This window comes from Luteibacter sp. (genome assembly GCF_051958795.1).
Taxonomy (GTDB): domain Bacteria; phylum Pseudomonadota; class Gammaproteobacteria; order Xanthomonadales; family Rhodanobacteraceae; genus Luteibacter.
Map to the genome: position 1 here is coordinate 1 of NZ_JBQCFT010000220.1, position 15,014 is coordinate 15,014.

16 protein-coding genes are annotated in these 15,014 nt (G+C 68.5%); 11 read left to right on the forward strand and 5 right to left on the reverse strand.

Annotation, left to right across the window (positions count from 1 at the left end):
• From ACTHLF_RS11020 to ACTHLF_RS11045, 6 genes are all read left to right on the forward strand, one after another.
• Positions 1-1,219, forward strand: a 1,219-nt coding sequence (locus ACTHLF_RS11020) for a GAF domain-containing protein (protein WP_440327385.1), incomplete at its 5' end; no start/stop codon positions are given.
• A 37-nt stretch (positions 1,220-1,256) separates the two neighbouring features.
• On the forward strand, positions 1,257-1,958 hold the full coding sequence (locus ACTHLF_RS11025; protein WP_440327387.1) for an arginyltransferase: 702 nt from the start codon (positions 1,257-1,259) through the stop codon (positions 1,956-1,958).
• Positions 1,959-1,998: 40 nt separating this feature from the next.
• Positions 1,999-2,793 (forward strand): cobalamin-binding protein, encoded by a 795-nt coding sequence (locus tag ACTHLF_RS11030; protein ID WP_440327389.1) that lies wholly within the window; start codon positions 1,999-2,001, stop codon positions 2,791-2,793.
• 133 nt (positions 2,794-2,926) lie between these two features.
• Positions 2,927-3,832, forward strand: coding sequence for a tetratricopeptide repeat protein (locus tag ACTHLF_RS11035; protein WP_440327391.1), 906 nt, complete (start codon positions 2,927-2,929; stop codon positions 3,830-3,832).
• Positions 3,833-4,029: 197 nt separating this feature from the next.
• On the forward strand, positions 4,030-5,604 hold the full coding sequence (locus ACTHLF_RS11040) for an ATP-binding protein (RefSeq protein WP_440327393.1): 1,575 nt from the start codon (positions 4,030-4,032) through the stop codon (positions 5,602-5,604).
• On the forward strand, positions 5,601-6,227 hold the full coding sequence (locus tag ACTHLF_RS11045) for a response regulator (protein ID WP_440327394.1): 627 nt from the start codon (positions 5,601-5,603) through the stop codon (positions 6,225-6,227). Before ACTHLF_RS11040 ends, ACTHLF_RS11045 begins: the two co-directional genes overlap by 4 nt.
• A 157-nt stretch (positions 6,228-6,384) precedes the next feature.
• On the opposite strand, the gene ACTHLF_RS11050 is transcribed toward ACTHLF_RS11045, so the two are convergent.
• Complete coding sequence (locus ACTHLF_RS11050) at positions 6,385-6,825, reverse strand: secondary thiamine-phosphate synthase enzyme YjbQ (protein ID WP_440327395.1); 441 nt, start codon at positions 6,823-6,825, stop codon at positions 6,385-6,387.
• Between the two features lie 7 nt (positions 6,826-6,832).
• Positions 6,833-7,420, reverse strand: coding sequence for a pyridoxamine 5'-phosphate oxidase (pdxH, locus tag ACTHLF_RS11055; RefSeq protein ID WP_440327396.1), 588 nt, complete (start codon positions 7,418-7,420; stop codon positions 6,833-6,835).
• A 24-nt stretch (positions 7,421-7,444) separates the two neighbouring features.
• Here pdxH and ACTHLF_RS11060 point away from each other — a divergent pair, with 24 nt between their 5' ends.
• The gene (locus ACTHLF_RS11060; protein ID WP_440327397.1) at positions 7,445-8,260 is read left to right on the forward strand and encodes a kinase; all 816 of its coding nucleotides are present in this window, start codon (positions 7,445-7,447) and stop codon (positions 8,258-8,260) included.
• Positions 8,261-8,347: 87 nt separating this feature from the next.
• Here ACTHLF_RS11060 and ACTHLF_RS11065 read toward each other — a convergent pair whose 3' ends face one another.
• Positions 8,348-9,193 (reverse strand): NAD-dependent epimerase/dehydratase family protein, encoded by an 846-nt coding sequence (locus ACTHLF_RS11065; protein ID WP_440327398.1) that lies wholly within the window; start codon positions 9,191-9,193, stop codon positions 8,348-8,350.
• Positions 9,194-9,200: 7 nt separating this feature from the next.
• Here ACTHLF_RS11065 and ACTHLF_RS11070 point away from each other — a divergent pair, with 7 nt between their 5' ends.
• From ACTHLF_RS11070 to hemE, 4 genes are all read left to right on the forward strand, one after another.
• The gene (locus ACTHLF_RS11070) at positions 9,201-9,731 is read left to right on the forward strand and encodes a shikimate kinase (protein ID WP_440327399.1); all 531 of its coding nucleotides are present in this window, start codon (positions 9,201-9,203) and stop codon (positions 9,729-9,731) included.
• Positions 9,731-10,798, forward strand: a complete 1,068-nt coding sequence (gene aroB / locus ACTHLF_RS11075; protein WP_440327400.1) for a 3-dehydroquinate synthase — start codon at positions 9,731-9,733, stop codon at positions 10,796-10,798. The genes ACTHLF_RS11070 and aroB overlap by 1 nt, the downstream gene beginning before the upstream one ends.
• Positions 10,799-10,952: 154 nt before the next feature.
• Complete coding sequence (locus ACTHLF_RS11080; protein ID WP_247334218.1) at positions 10,953-11,216, forward strand: WGR domain-containing protein; 264 nt, start codon at positions 10,953-10,955, stop codon at positions 11,214-11,216.
• On the forward strand, positions 11,206-12,279 hold the full coding sequence (gene hemE / locus ACTHLF_RS11085) for a uroporphyrinogen decarboxylase (RefSeq protein WP_440327401.1): 1,074 nt from the start codon (positions 11,206-11,208) through the stop codon (positions 12,277-12,279). The genes ACTHLF_RS11080 and hemE overlap by 11 nt, the downstream gene beginning before the upstream one ends.
• Before the next feature lie 110 nt (positions 12,280-12,389).
• On the opposite strand, the gene ACTHLF_RS11090 is transcribed toward hemE, so the two are convergent.
• Together ACTHLF_RS11090 and mrcB are read right to left on the reverse strand one after the other, a co-directional pair.
• Positions 12,390-12,902 (reverse strand): tetratricopeptide repeat protein, encoded by a 513-nt coding sequence (locus ACTHLF_RS11090; RefSeq protein WP_440327402.1) that lies wholly within the window; start codon positions 12,900-12,902, stop codon positions 12,390-12,392.
• Between the two features lie 2 nt (positions 12,903-12,904).
• Positions 12,905-15,014: penicillin-binding protein 1B (gene mrcB, locus ACTHLF_RS11095; RefSeq protein WP_440327403.1), on the reverse strand; the 2,110-nt coding region annotated here is incomplete at its 5' end.

A 15,014-nucleotide genomic window follows, 5' to 3' on the forward strand; every position in this document is an offset into this window, starting at 1 on the left:
CGACCCGATCCGCGTGGCCTACGAGCTGACCCACAAGCTGGAGAATGACGCCAGCGTGGAGCGCGCGGCGCAGCGCGTCGCGCGCGGCGTTCGCAATCTGCTCGGCTACGACCGCGTCATGGTCTACCGCTTCGACCATGACTGGCACGGCGAGGTCGTGGCGGAGGCGCGTGATGACATGCTCGAGGCGTACCTGGGCCTGCACTACCCCGCGACGGACATCCCGGTGCAGGCGCGCGCGCTGTACCTGCGCAACCGCGTGCGCCAGATCAGCGACTGCAAGTACATCCCTGCCCGCATCGTGCCGGGCCTCGACCCGCAGACCGGCGAGGCGACGGACCTCTCCGACGTATCGCTGCGCAGCGTATCGCCCGTGCACCTCGAGTACCTCGGCTACATGGGCGTCACTGGCACGCTGGTCGCGTCCATCGTGACCAACGGGCGGCTGTGGGGGCTGATCGCCTGCCATCACTACAGCCCGTTCTTCGCCGACCACCAGATGCGCGAAGTCACCGATGCGATGGCGCGCGCGTTCGCGTCGCGCGTTTCGGCGATCGAGGAACTCGCGAAGATCGAGGTGGAATCCACGCTGCTCACCGTGCGCGAAAAGCTCATCACCGCGTTCAACGAGAGCGACCACATCGATGCCGACCTGCTCGCATCGCTCGCCCCGGAACTGCTCGAAGTGGTGGACGCCGATGGCGTGGCGATCTTCGCGGGAGACCGCGTGATGCGCCATGGCAACCTGCCGGATGCCGCTGCGCTGCTGCGCATCCGCGATACCGTGGGCGCGCACGAGAGCAACACGTCGGCCGATGGCATCGCTGGTGTCGTGCACACCGACGAGATCGGCCGCGCGTTTCCGGCACTGGATGATCCCGCGATCGCCGCGCTGGCCGCTGGCGCGATCTACATGCCCTTGCAGGCCGATGCGCACAACGCCGTGGTGTGGACCCGCGCCGAACAGGTACGCAACGTGCGCTGGGCGGGCAACCCTGCACTCGCGAAGCTGGAGAACATCCCTGGTGCGCGCCTCTCGCCGCGGCAGAGCTTCGCATCCTGGCAGGAAACCGTGCGTGGCCGCTCGCGGCCCTGGTCGCGCCAGCACCTCGAATCGGCGCGCAGCCTGCGCGTGCTGATCGAGATGATGGAGCGCAAGCACTACCAGCAACAGTTCGAACAGCTGCGCGCCTCGCTGGATACGCCATCCGGCGGATGACGCACCCGTCGCCTCCGGCGAGCTATAACATGGGGCCATGACCGACCGCGTCCGCCTGTTCCAGACCCTGCCGCACGCCTGCGGCTACTTCGCCGAGCGGACGGCGCAGAACCTCGTGGTGGATCCGGGCGCCCCCAACCTCGACAAGCTGTACGGCCCCGCTCTGGCGAAGGGCTTCCGCCGCGCCGGCGGCCATCTCTACCTGCCGCAATGCGCCGCGTGCCAGGCCTGCGTGCCGTGCAGGATCGACGCCGGGCGCTTCAAGCCCGATCGCAGCCAGCGCCGCTGCATGGCCCGCAATGCGGATCTCCACGTGGTCGAGGCGGCGCCGGGCTTCACCCACGAACGGCATGCGCTGTACGAGCGCTACCTCCACGCACGGCACAGCGGCGGTGGCATGGATGCGGCCGATGCGGACGACTTCCAGCGCTTCCTTGCCGCGCCGTGGAGCCCCACGCTGTTCCTCGAGCTGCGCCAGGGCGAGCGCCTGCTGGGGGTGGCCGTGACCGACGTGGCGCTCGCCGGCGTCTCGGCGGTGTACACGTTCTACGATCCGGATGAGATGGACCGCGGCCTGGGCACCTGGGGCATCCTGCAGCAGGTGGAGCTGGCACGCCGTCGCGGCATCCCCTATGTGTACCTGGGCTTCTGGATCGCCGGGCACGCGAAGATGGACTACAAGCGCCGCTTCCACCCGCTGGAAGTCCGCCGCCACGGCCGTTGGATCGAAATGCCCTGAGCGGCGACAATCGGGGGCTCTCCTTCCGCATGGATACCCCATGGGTCCGCGCCGCATCGTCTGCCTCACCGAAGAGCCCACCGAGACCCTGTACCTGCTGGGCGAGCAGGAGCGCATCGTCGGTATCAGCGGCTTCACCGTCCGGCCGCCCGCCGCGCGCAGGGACAAGCCGAAGGTCAGCGCGTTCACGAGCGCGAAGGTCGATCGCATCCTCGCGCTCGAGCCGGATATCGCCATCGGCTTTTCGGATATCCAGGCGGATATCGCCCAGGCACTGATCAAGGCGGGCGTGGAGGTGTGGATCTCGAACCACCGCAGCGTCGAACAGATCCTCGACTACATCCGTCGCCTGGGCGCACTGGTCGGCGTGCCGGCGAAGGCCAACGCGCTCGCCGATGACCTCGAGCGTGGCCTCGATACCGTGCGCGAAAGCTCGGCGCGGCTCGCGCGGCGGCCGACGGTTTACTTCGAGGAATGGGATGAGCCGCTGATCTCGGGCATCCGCTGGGTCTCGGAGCTGATCGGCATCGCGGGCGGCAACGAGGCGCTGCCGCATCGTGCCGTGCACTCGCTGGCGAAAGACCGGATCATCGCCGACCCCGCCGAAATCATCGCGACGGCGCCCGATGTGATCATCGGCTCGTGGTGTGGCAAGCGCTTCCGTCCCGAACGGGTGGCGGCGCGCGCGGGATGGGAAAACGTCCCGGCGGTCCGTGACGGTGAGCTGCACGAGGTGAAGTCGCCGCTGATCCTGCAGCCGGGGCCAGCTGCCCTGACCGATGGCCTGGCGGAACTCGTCCGGATCATCCACGGCTGGGCGGCCCGCCACGCCTAAACCGATGGTTAACTCGTAAAAACCTGCCCCGCGCCGCATGACAGATGTCTCTTGAAGGCTTCCTTGCGCCGCCCCAGAGTGTGGGTGTCCGCGGTGATCCCCACCACCGCACCCCTGGAGCAGGAACCCACCCATGCAGAAGCTGTTGCTTTCCCTGATCCTGCTGGTCGCCGCGACGGCCGCCAGCGCAGCGGATTCGCCGAAGGATGTGCAGGCGCTCATCGCGCGCGGCGATTACCCGGCGGCGGAAGCCGCGTTGCGTCAGGCGATCACGGATCACCCGAAGAGCGCCAAGGCTCATTACGTCCTCGCCGAGGTCCTCGCGCACGAGGGCAACATCGGTGAAGCGCAGGCCGAGGCCAACAAGGCTGCCGTGCTTGATCCCAGCACGCGGTTCACAGACCCCGCGAAGTTCCAGGCTTTCCAGCAGAAGCTGAGCCAGGCGCTGGCGCCCGCGCAGGCCGATCGCTCGTCCACGCCCGTGCGCTATGCACCGCAGCGCCCCGCGACCACGCCTGCACTTACACCCGTGCCGGCCCGCGCGGGTAGCGGCCTGAACGTGGGTGGCATCCTCCTGATCGTCGCGGTGATCGGCGGCATCGCCTTCGTCTGGTCGCGCCGTCGCCGCCCGGAGCCCGCAGGCTACCAGGGCTACGGCTCGGTGCCGCCGCCGCCGCAGGGTGGTCCTTACAGCGGCCCCTCGGGCTATAACGGGGCACCGGGCGGTTATCCCGGTTATGCTCCGCCGCCCTCCTCGGGCATGGGTTCCACGATCGCCGCTGGCGTGGGCGGCCTGGCGGCGGGTGTCCTGCTCGATGAGGCTTTCCGCTCCCACAACACGAGTGAGACGCCGCGGGATGCCGGGGCGTTTGGCGGTGGTCTTGGCCCCACGCCGGGTGCCGACAACACGCGCGACCCTTCGTCGGACGCCTATAGCGACCTGCGCGACGACCCTATCGACATGGGCAACGACGACAGTTCCTGGGATAGTGGCTCGTCGTCGGATGACGGCGGCTCGTTCGACGACAACAGCTGGTAGCCCATAACCGGGCTTGACGTAGCGCGGAATCGGCAAAACGGATCTTCACTTATGTGAAAGTGTGATATGGATCACTCTTTCCGGCCGTTTCGCGCACGTGCCGCACCGTATAGTCGTCGCGGGACGCCGAGGGGGTCGTCCCCGGCTTCACCGCAGGCCGTCCCGACAAGGCAGGTATCGGCGACGCGGGAGGCACCGTGGCGGACAACCCGGCGTACTCGTCACGCAGCCCCACGGTGTGGTGCGGCGGCGTCTTTGCAGGCGTCAGCGTCGCCCAGGTGCTCTCGGCTGCCCTGTGGAACCACCAGTACGGCACGCATATCGTCTGGTTTCCCGGCGCCGTCCTGCTTGGCGCATTGCTTGCGAACGATGTTCGCCGCTGGCCGCTCCTGGCGATCAGCGCCTTCCTGGGCCTGTTCGCCACCGGCGTCGCCTTCGGGCTGCCGGCGGGCGACACCGCACTGGTCATCGCCTCCGCCCTTCTCATCGTGCCCCTCGCCGCGTGGCTGCTACGGCAGATGCCCGCCGCGCTAGCCCACCTCGATGACTTCGCCCGGCTGGCCACCCTCGTGGTGGTGGTCGTAACCGCCCTCCCCGCGCTTTCCGCGGCCCTGGTCGAGTACGCGAGCCGCTTCACCGCGTTTCGCGGCACGGTACTGAGCGACTGGGCGAATATCGCCATGGCCCATTCGCTGGGATACGTGCTGTATCTGCCCGTCTGGCTCACCCTGCGCAATCCCGATGCCGCGGTGCGCCAGCCCGGCACGTTGTCCGTTACCTTCATCGTGCTCATGGCGCTCGGGCTCACCGCCCTCGGCGTGCTCTGGTACACGCTCGGGGACCGCCCCGGCCTCGTGCCGGTGATGTGCCTCGCGCCGGCACCCGTCGTGATCTTCGCCATCGTGCGCACGCAGATGTCGGGCAGCGCGGTGACCATCTTCATCATCGCGTTGCTCGCAGCGCACCTCAGCGTGCATGGGTACGGTCCCTATATCGCCGACAGCGCGCCGAACAGCACGCTGGCCGTGCAGCTATGGAGCCTGCTGGCCGCGCTGTGCGCGCTGATCCTGTCGGTGGTGGTGGAACAGCGCTACGCGAGCCGGCGCGCCCTTGGCCGCGCGCACGAAGACCTGCGTGAGCTCGCTGGCCGGCTCATCGCGACCCAGGAGCAGGAACGCGCCCGTCTCGCGCGCGACCTGCACGATGACATCAACCAGCGCCTGGCCGCCTCCTCCATTGGCTTGTCGGCCCTGCGCCGCCAGGTCGATCCCGCCTTGCATGGCGAGGTCAACCACCTGCGCGAACTGCTGGTCTCGCTTTCCGAGGATGTCCGCCAGCTCTCCCGGCAACTGCACCCGAGCGTGCTGGAACATGCCGGCCTGCGCGACGCGCTGGAGACCCTGTGCAGCGCGCCGCGGCGCGCGAGCTCGCTGGAAATCGTGCTGATCGCGGACCGCGGCGTGGACCGCCTGTCGCATGACGTCGCGCTGTGCTTTTACCGCGTCACCCAGGAAGCCATCGCGAACGCCCTCCGCCACGCCGGCGCGACGCGCCTCACCGTGAAGGCGTCGGTGGACGTGGATGGCGCCTCCCTGTGGATCTTCGATAACGGCCGCGGCTTCGACCCGGCCGAAAGTGAACACGCCCGGCCCGGGCTTGGCTTGATCAGCATGAATGAACGCGCCAAGCTCCTCGGCGGCCGCTTTGAACTGCGCAGCGCACCCGGTAAGGGCGTGGACCTATGGATGCATATACCGCTGGATCCGCCATGACGACCGCCAATCTTCCACGCGTCGTGTACGCCGACGACCACCGCATGGTGGCCGAAGGCATCGAGCGCCTGCTCGCGGGCACGTGCGAGCTCGTCGCGATATCACAGGATGGCCCCGGCCTGCTCGACCTGGTCCACAGCAAGAAGCCTGACCTGATCCTCTCCGACGTGAACATGCCCGGCGGCAGCGGCCTGGATGTGCTGAAGACGCTGCGTGCCGAAGGCAACAACACCCCGTTCGTTTTCCTGACCATGCATGCGGAGCCCGCACTGGCGGCCACCGCCATGCGGGCGGGCGCGAACGGCTACGTGCTCAAGGTGTCGGCGGGGGAAGAGTTGCTCACGGCGCTGCGTCATGTGTTTGCCGGATCCACCTATGTCACCCCTTCGCTGGGGACACAGGTGCTGCACGCCAAGACCCTTGGCCTGCAGGAACTCACGCCCAAGCAGCTGGAGGTGCTACGCCTCGTCGGCGCAGGCCTTCGTTCGCGCCAGATCGCGGAGCGGCTGGGCCTGTCGGTGCGGACGGTGGAGGCGCACAAGTACAGCATCATGCAGATCCTGGACGTGCATAGCACGCTGGAGCTGGTGCGCCGCGCCGAGGACCTCGGCCTGCTGTTTTAAGCGGTTCACCGGCGCCCGCGTGCCGTAGATGTACTGATGCGCCCGGGTGCGCCACGCGCGAGGATGTTGGCGAGCGTTTACCCCGCCCGCCGCGCTATGGACATGTATGGCCCACCACCACCCCCGGTGGCCACCACGGCGGGCGGGCTCCTTTTTGTCAGTGCCCCGTGATGGTCACGGTGATCTTGCGCTGATGCGCTTCGTGCCGGTGCTCGTAGAGGAACACGCCCTGCCACGTGCCCAGCAGCGGCTTGCCGCCGTGCACGGGCAGCGAGAGCGATACGCCGGTCAGGACCGAGCGGACATGCGCGGGCATGTCGTCCGGGCCCTCGTCCTGGTGGCGGAACAGCGGGTCCCCATCCGGCACCAGGCGGGCGAAGAAGCGCTCGAGGTCCGCTACCACCGTGGGGTCGGCGTTCTCGCCGATGAGCAGCGACGCGCTGGTGTGCTGGACGAAGACGTTGGCCAGCCCGGTGCCGACACCGCTGGCCGCCACCGCCTCGGCTATCCGATCGGTCACTTCACTGAGCGAGCGGCCGCGGGTATGCACGGTGAAGGTGGTCTGGGCGATGTGCTGCACGGGCTGGGCACGGCTCATGGCGACCTCAGGGATAAAGCAGGCGGGTGGTCCAGCTTGTACCGTGGTCGCTGTGCACGATGCGTTCGTGCAGGCGGAAGGTCGCGCCGTACCAGAACTCGATGCGGTCGGGCGAGACCACGTAGCCACCCCAGTGCGCCGGGCGCGGCACGTCGCGGCCCTCGAACTCCTTTTCGAAGTGCGCGACACGGTCCTCGAAGGTCTGCCGGTCGGGCAGCTCCTGGCTCTGCTTCGAGGCCCACGCGCCGATCTGGCTACCGCGCGGGCGGCTGGCGAAGTACGCATCGGAGATCGCCGCCGAGGTCTTCGTGGCGCGACCTTCGAAGCGCACCTGGATACCTTCGCGGATGTCCTTCCAGTGGAAGCACAGCGCGACCTGGTCGTGCGCGGCGATCTGCGCGGCCTTGTCGCTCTCGTAGTTGGTGAAGAACTGCAGGCCGTGCTCGTCGATCGCCTTCAACAGCACGATACGTGAGTGCACGCGGCCGGTGCCGTCCGCCGTGGCGAGGTTCATGGCCGTCGGTTCGCGGTCGCCGCTGGCTTTCGCCTCGTCGAGCAGGCCGCGGAAGGTGGTGAGGATCTCTGGGGTCAGCATGAGGGTGGGGTATGCTCGTGCACCATGGAATCGAACGATGCTAGCACGCTCGCGGAGCGGGTCCTGGGGCGTTTCGCCGCGGCCATCGGGCAGGCCGAGGGACCCTTCCTGCTTGGCATTTCGGGCCTCCAGGGCAGCGGCAAGAGCACCCTCGGCACGGAACTGATCCAGGCCGCCGCGGCACGCGGCTGGGGCGCCGTGACGCTCTCGCTGGATGACGCCTACCTGTCGCGCGAAGAGCGCCTGCGGCTCGCCCGCGAGGTGCACCCGCTCCTGCGCACGCGGGGCGTGCCGGGTACGCACGACCTTGCGCTGCTGATCTCCACGCTGGATGCGCTGGCGAAAGCGTCCCCCGAACGGCCCGTGCCGGTGCCCCGCTTCGACAAGGGTCGTGATGATCGCTATGGCGAGGCGCTGTGGCCTACCGAGGCCGAGGTGCCGAAGCTGGTGGTGCTGGAAGGCTGGTGCCTGGGCGTCGAACCGCAGAACGAAGCGGCGCTGGCCGCACCTGTGAACACCCTTGAGCGTGACGAGGATGCCGACGGTCGCTGGCGCCAGTGGGTGAACGCACAACTCCGGGGTTACCTGCCGCTCTGGCGGGCGTTACACGCCCTGGTCGTACTGAAGGCACCGGGGTGGGACGTGGTGGCACGCTGGCGCGACGAGGCCGAGCAGTCCCTGCGCGACCGCGGCGAACCGCGCGCCATGGATGCCGCCGCGATGGCGCGCTTCCTCCAGCATTACGAACGCCTGAGCCGGCATGCGCTGGCCACGTTGCCGGCGAAGGCGGATGTTGTGGTCTTTCTGGACGAGCAACGCAATCCATCCTGGCCCCCGTAGGAGCCCACCCTGTGGGCGACATCTTTCGCGAAAACGCCTCAGATCGTGTGGGTCTGTCGCCAACGGCGTCGCCCACAGGGTGGGCTCCTACAACAGGCTTTCGTAGCCCCGCCGGGCGTCGGGCCAGGTGCAGCGGAAGCCGCTTTCGCGCAGGCGGGCGTTGCTGAGGCGCTTGTTGCCCACGCCCGCGGGGGCGGGACCGTCCGCTGGCGGCGGGCCACCCACCAGCGTGGCGAGGTGTGCGTACAGCACGTCGATCGGCAGCGGCGTGTCGTCGACCCCGATGTAGGCGCCGGCGGGATGCTCGAGGCGCGCCACGTGCACCAGCGTCGCGGCGGCATCGTCGACGTGGATCCGGTTCGCGTACACGCCCTGCCCGTGCGGCGCGGCCGCCTTACCTTCGCGCAGGCGGTCGAGCAGCTGCGTACGCCCCGGGCCGTAGAGCCCGGCGAGGCGGACGGTAATCCCGCCCACGCCGGCCGCGGCCAGCCAATCCTCGGCTTCGACCAGCACACGGCCGTTGAAGCCCGGTGGGTCCGTCGGCGTCGTTTCATCGACCCAGGCGCCGGCATGCTCGCCATACACCGCGGACGACGACGCGAACACCGTGCGCGACGGCGGCGCCGGCAGCGCTTCAAGCAGATGCCGCAGGCCGTCGACGAACACCGCACGGTACGCCGCCTCGCCGCGTGCCCCTGGAGTAGGCGCGAATACCACGGTCGCCACCTCTGGAAGTCCCCGCAGCGTCGCCGGGTCGGTCAGGTCGCCACGTACCCAGGCGACGCCCTCCGGCGCCTCCCCGGGCGGGTGGCGGCGCAGCGCCAGCACCGGGTGGCCGAGCGCGGCGAAACGCCGCGCGGCGCGCAGGCCAACGTCGCCGGCGCCCGCGATGAGCACGGTGGCATGCATGGGTGTCTGGCTTGTTGCTAGCATGGGAGCGATGAATCCTTCGCCCAACCTGTTCCTGGTCGGCCCCACGGGTGCCGGCAAGACCACGATCGGCCAGCGCCTCGCGGCGCACTACGGCCTGCCCTTCGTCGACCTGGATGTCGAGATCGAGAAACGCTACGGCGTCACGATCGCACACATGTTCGAAACGCAGGGCGAAGCTACCTTTCGCGCGCGGGAGACCGCGCACCTCGACGAGTTTAGCCTCCGCCAGGGCATCGTGCTGGCCACGGGCGCCGGTGCGGTCATGGCCGGGGTGAACCGCGAAACGCTGATGACCCGCGGCACGGTGCTGATGCTGGCCGTGGAGGTGGACGAACAGCTCGACCGCCTGCAGCACGACACGGCTCGCCCGATGATCGCAGGCGACGACCGCCGCGGCCGCCTTGAATCGCTGGCCGACGCGCGCAACCACGTGTACGAAGAGGTCGCCGACCTCATTTTCCGCGGCCGCCACGAAAGCGTGGATGATGCCCTGCCCCGCACGGTCGCGCTGCTCGATCGCCACTGGAGGCGTGCCTGATGCAAACCGTCGATGTCGAACTCGCGGGCCGCGAATACCCGGTCTGGATCGGCCCGGGCCTGATCGCCGACAGCGCACGCTGGCGCGCCCGCATCCGCGGCCGCCACGTGCTCGTGGTCAGCAACACGACAGTCGCGCCGCTGTACCTCAAGGCACTGGAGCAAGGGCTGGACGGCCTTCGCCATGCCCACTGGCTGCTCGATGATGGCGAGACGCACAAGACATTCGCGAACGTCGGCAAGGTGCTCGACGCGCTTGCGGCGCTCGGCGCCACGCGCGATGCCTGCGTCATCGCCCTGGGTGGTGGCGTGGTCGGCGACCTCGCCGGTTTCGCCGCGGCGTGCTGGATGCGCGGCATCGATTTCATCCAGGTCCCGACGACGCTGCTGTCGATGGTCGATTCGTCGGTCGGCGGCAAGACCGGTGTCAACCTGCCCGCGGGCAAGAACCTGGTCGGCGCGTTCCACCAGCCGCGCGCGGTGGTGGCGGATATCGACGTGCTGCGCACGTTGCCGCAGCGCGAATACCTCGCCGGCGTGGCCGAGATCGTCAAGGGCGCCGCCATCGGCGATGAGCCCTTCTTCGCCTGGCTCGAAGCGACTGCCGATGCCCTGGCAGCTCGCGAAGCCGCCGTGCTGATCGAAGCGATTGCGCGCAAATGCCGGTACAAGGCGGGCGTCGTCGCGCGTGACGAAACCGAGCAAGGCGAGCGTGCTTTGCTCAACCTGGGCCACACCTTCGGCCATGCGCTCGAAACGGCCGGCCAGTACAGCGAGATCCTGCACGGCGAAGGCGTCGCCATCGGCATGGTGCTGGCGGCGCGGCTCTCCGCACGGCTGGGCATGGCCAGCGAGGCCGAGACGCAGCGGCTGCTCGCCCTGCTCACCCGTCTCGGCCTGCCCACCGAGCCCTCGCGGGCCCACGAAGCCAGCCGCATCCTCGACCTGATGCGCCTGGACAAGAAGAACACCGCCGGCACGCTCCGCCTGATCCTGTGGCGCGGCGTAGGCAAGGCCGAGATCGTACCGGGCGTAGCCGACGAGGACGTGCTGGGCGTCCTGTCGTAGGAGCCCACCCTGTGGGCGACATCTCTCGCCTCGAGGGAACGGGCACTGTGGCGTTGTCGCGAAAGGCGTCGCCCACAGGGTGGGCTCCTACAGCCCTTGGGCCGCCACGAATCGCATAGAATGACGGGTTCACGCGTTATCCCAGGTTGGTGCGATGCGGATTTACATGCAAACCATGCCCGCGGCGGGCGGCGAAGCGCCCCGCTACGTCCAGATCACGCTGGAGCAGGACCTGCTCGGCGGCTGGACCCTGTACCGCGAGAGCGGCACCCAGGGTGGCAAGGCCTCGCTCAAGCGCGATGTCTACCTGGAGCGCGACGCCGCACTCGCCGCCTTCGAAAAAGCACGCGACGCCCAGATCAAGAAAGGTTTCAAAGTCATGTTCAGCCAGGGACAGGAGTCGGCGCATGGCCGCTGATGAACTCCGCAACGACCTCTTCCTCCGCGCACTGCGCCGCCAGCACACCGACACCACGCCGATCTGGGTAATGCGCCAGGCAGGCCGGTACCTGCCGGAATACCGCGAGACCCGTGCGCGCGCCGGCAGCTTCATGGGCCTGGCCACGAACCCCGAATACGCCTGCGAAGTCACCTTGCAGCCGCTCGAGCGCTTCGAGCTGGATGCGGCGATCCTGTTCTCCGACATCCTCACCATCCCCGATGCGATGGGCCTTGGCCTGTCGTTCGAAGCGGGCGAAGGCCCGCGCTTCGCGAGGCCCGTGCGCGACGCCGCCGCCATCCACGCGCTGGCCGTGCCCGACATGGATGGCGAACTGCGCTATGTGATGGACGCGGTGCGCCTCATCCGCAAGGAACTCGGCGGCCGCGTACCGCTCATCGGCTTCTCCGGGAGCCCGTGGACCCTCGCCTGCTACATGGTCGAAGGCGAAGGCTCGCGCGACTTCGCGCGGGTGAAGGCGCTCGCCTGGAACGAGCCGGCGCTGGCCCACAAGCTGCTCGATACCATCGCGCGCTCCGTTGCCGCCTACCTCATGGCCCAGGCTCGCGCTGGCGCGCAGGCACTGATGGTGTTCGACACCTGGGGTGGCCTGCTGGGCCCGGCACCGTTCCGTGAGTTCTCGCTGCACTACATGGCGCAGGTCGTCGATGCGCTGAAGGCCGACCCGGACTGCCGCGATATCCCCGTCATCCTGTTCTCGAAGGGGGCCAGCGGCCAGCTCGAGGCGCTTGCCGATACCGGCTGCGATGGCCTCGGTGTCGACTGGACCATCGATATCGGCGAGGCGCGCCAGCGCGTGGGCGACCAGGTGGCGCTGCAGGGCAACCTGGATCCCGCGGTGCTGCGCGCTTCACCCGAAATCGTCGCTCGCGAAGCCCGTGCGGTGCTGGATGCCTTCGGTGACCACCCCGGCCACATCTTCAACCTGGGCCACGGCATCACGCCGGAAGTGGACCCGGAGAACGTGAAGGTGCTGGTCGATACCGTGCATGCACACGGCCGGAAGATCCGCGGCGGCTAAAGCGTAGGAGCCCACCCTGTGGGCGACGCCGTTCGCGGGACCGCCACAGGACCTGTGGCGTTATCGCGAAAGATGTCGCCCACAGGGTGGGCTCCTACCGCTACCCCCCATCAGAACCGGTTCGGGCCGGCGATGTGGCACTTGCCCAGCTCGGTGCGGGCGGCCATGGCGCCGGGCTGGTCACCGGCCTGCATGCGCATTTCGTAGATGGTCTGCTGGTTGCGCGCGCAGAGGCTGCCCGACTTGGGGCCCATCTCGTACGACTGCTTCGCCAGCTTTTCAGCCGTGGCGTAATCCTGCTTGCGCACCGCGATCTCCGCGCGGTCCTGGATCAGTTCCGGCGCCTCGGGCGCCAGCTTCAGGGCGTGGACGAGCTTGGCATCGGCGTCGTCGTACTTGCCGGCGCGTTCATCGGTCTGGGCGGCCTGCTCCAGGCCCTTCACGCCCGGGTCGCGCAGGGGCGCCACTTCGATCGCGGACTTCTCGCGCTCACCGGCAGCGCGGATCTGCGCGACGATGTCGTAGGTGGGTGCGGTGGGACGGGTAGCCTGCGGCGGGGCGGGCTGGCTGCACGCGGCGACGAGCACGGCGGCGGTTAGGGCGGCATAACGAAGACGAAGCATGGTCAATCCGTAGGATTACTGGGAGCGGGCGGCTCGGCCGGTGGCTGGCTGTTGTCGCCGCCGCCGAACATACCCTTGAATTGCTGCCAGAAACAGCCCTGCTCTTCTTCCGGCACGTAGCCATCGATGAACGGGAACTGCCGCGCGCCTTCACACGAGGGGTCGGTGCGCTTGCCGGTCTGCGTATTGATCCAGGCCAGGTCCAGCCCCTCACCGGGCTGTGCAGCCAGCGGCTGGGTGGGTAGCTTGCGGAACAGCTCCTGCCACACGCGCATGCTGCCGGTGGCGCCATACAGGCCCGTGGGCTTGTTGTCGTCACGGCCCATCCAGACCACGGCGAGGTGCTCGCCGGTGAACCCCGCGAACCAGCTATCGCGCTGGCTGTCACTGGTGCCGGTCTTGCCGGCGGCGTGGAGCGCGCCAAGGCTGGAGTTACCGATAGCGGCGGCCGTGCCCCGGGTCACCACCTGCTGCATGGCCCAGCGGACCAGGCGGGTCGGCTGCTGGTACTCACCCTCGCCCGTCTTCACGTCATAGCGCTTGATCGCCTGGCCCTTGCTGTCCATGACGCCGCGCACCGAAACCAGAGGCAGCGCATGGCCATCGGCGGCGATGTACTCGTACATCTGCGCCACCTGCAGCGGGGAGAGGTCCACCGCGCCCAGCAGCAGCGAGGGGCTCGGGTTCACGCCTTCCAGGCCGAACGATTCAAGGAAGCCCTTGATGCGCGGCAGGCCGACCTGGAGGCCGAGATTCACCGTGGCCAGGTTCCATGAATGCACCAGCGCATCCAGCATCGGCACCTGGCCGTGGATCTGGTGATCATCGTTCTGCGGCGTCCACAGCGTGCCATCCGGCTGGCGCATGCTGATCGGTGAATCATCCAGCGTGGAGGCCAGCGACCATTTCGAGGGCTGCGACAGCGCGACCAGATAGACGAACGGCTTCACCAGCGAACCGATCGAACGGCGCGCATCCAGGGCACGGTTGAAGCCCTGCTCGCCAGGCTCACGCGAGCCGACCACGGCGAGCACGCTGCCATCGGTGGTATCGGTGACGACGGCGGCGGCCTGCGCCGCGGCGCCGCGCTTGCCCAGCGCCTTGGTGGTCGTGAGGATCGCCTGCTCCGTGTAGAGCTGCGCCGCCGGGTCGAGCGTGGTGAAGATGCTGAGGCTGCCGTTGCGAAGCGCGTCTTCGTCGAAGTCCGCCTGCACCTGCGAGCGCACGAGCTGCATGAATGCGGGGAAGCGGTTGTGCGGCAACTGGGCGTTGGCGGCGATACCGAGCGGCGCGGCCTGCGCCGCCTTCATGGCGGCCTCGTCGATCAGCCCGGTCTCGTTGAACTGCTGCAGCACCAGGTTACGCCGCTGCAGGGCCCGCTCCGGATAGCGGCGCGGGTCGTAATAACTCGGGCCCTTCACCAGGCCGATGAGCAGCGCGATCTCCTGCGGGCGCAGTTCCTCCATGCGGCGGCCGAAGAAGAACTCCGCGCCGGCGGCGAAGCCGTGCACGGCCTGGTTGCCCTGCTGGCCGAGGAAGACCTCGTTGACGTAAGCCTCGAGGATGCGGTGCTTGGGATAATGCGCTTCCATCAGCAAGGACAGGATCGCCTCGTTAACCTTGCGCAGGTAGTTCTGGCTGCGGTCGAGGAACAGGTTGCGCACCAGCTGCTGGGTAAGCGTCGAACCGCCCTGCACGGTGTGGCCGGCGCGGAGGTTCGCGACGCTCGCGCGCGCGATCGCCGAGAAATCCAGGCCGATGTGGTGGTTGAAGTCGCGATCCTCGACGGCCTGCAGGCCCTGTACGAGCAGCGGCGGCACGTTCTCCAGGCGCACGATACGGCGCTCTTCCTGCTCCGCGCCGTAGAAGGTGGCGATGCGCGCCGGGTCAAGGTGGATCGCCTTGATCGGCTTGCCATTCGCGTCGTCGACGACGGACGCGATCTGGCCGTCGGCCAGCGCCACGCGCAGGCGGTGGGCGAGCTCCCCGCCATCCGGGCCCGCGTAGCCGCGCGAGTTGATGACGAAGCGCGAGCCGTTCTTTGAATAACTGCCCTGGACCTTGCCGGCACCGTCGGCGGTGTAGCCCGCGAAGGTCAGTTCCAGTTCCAGC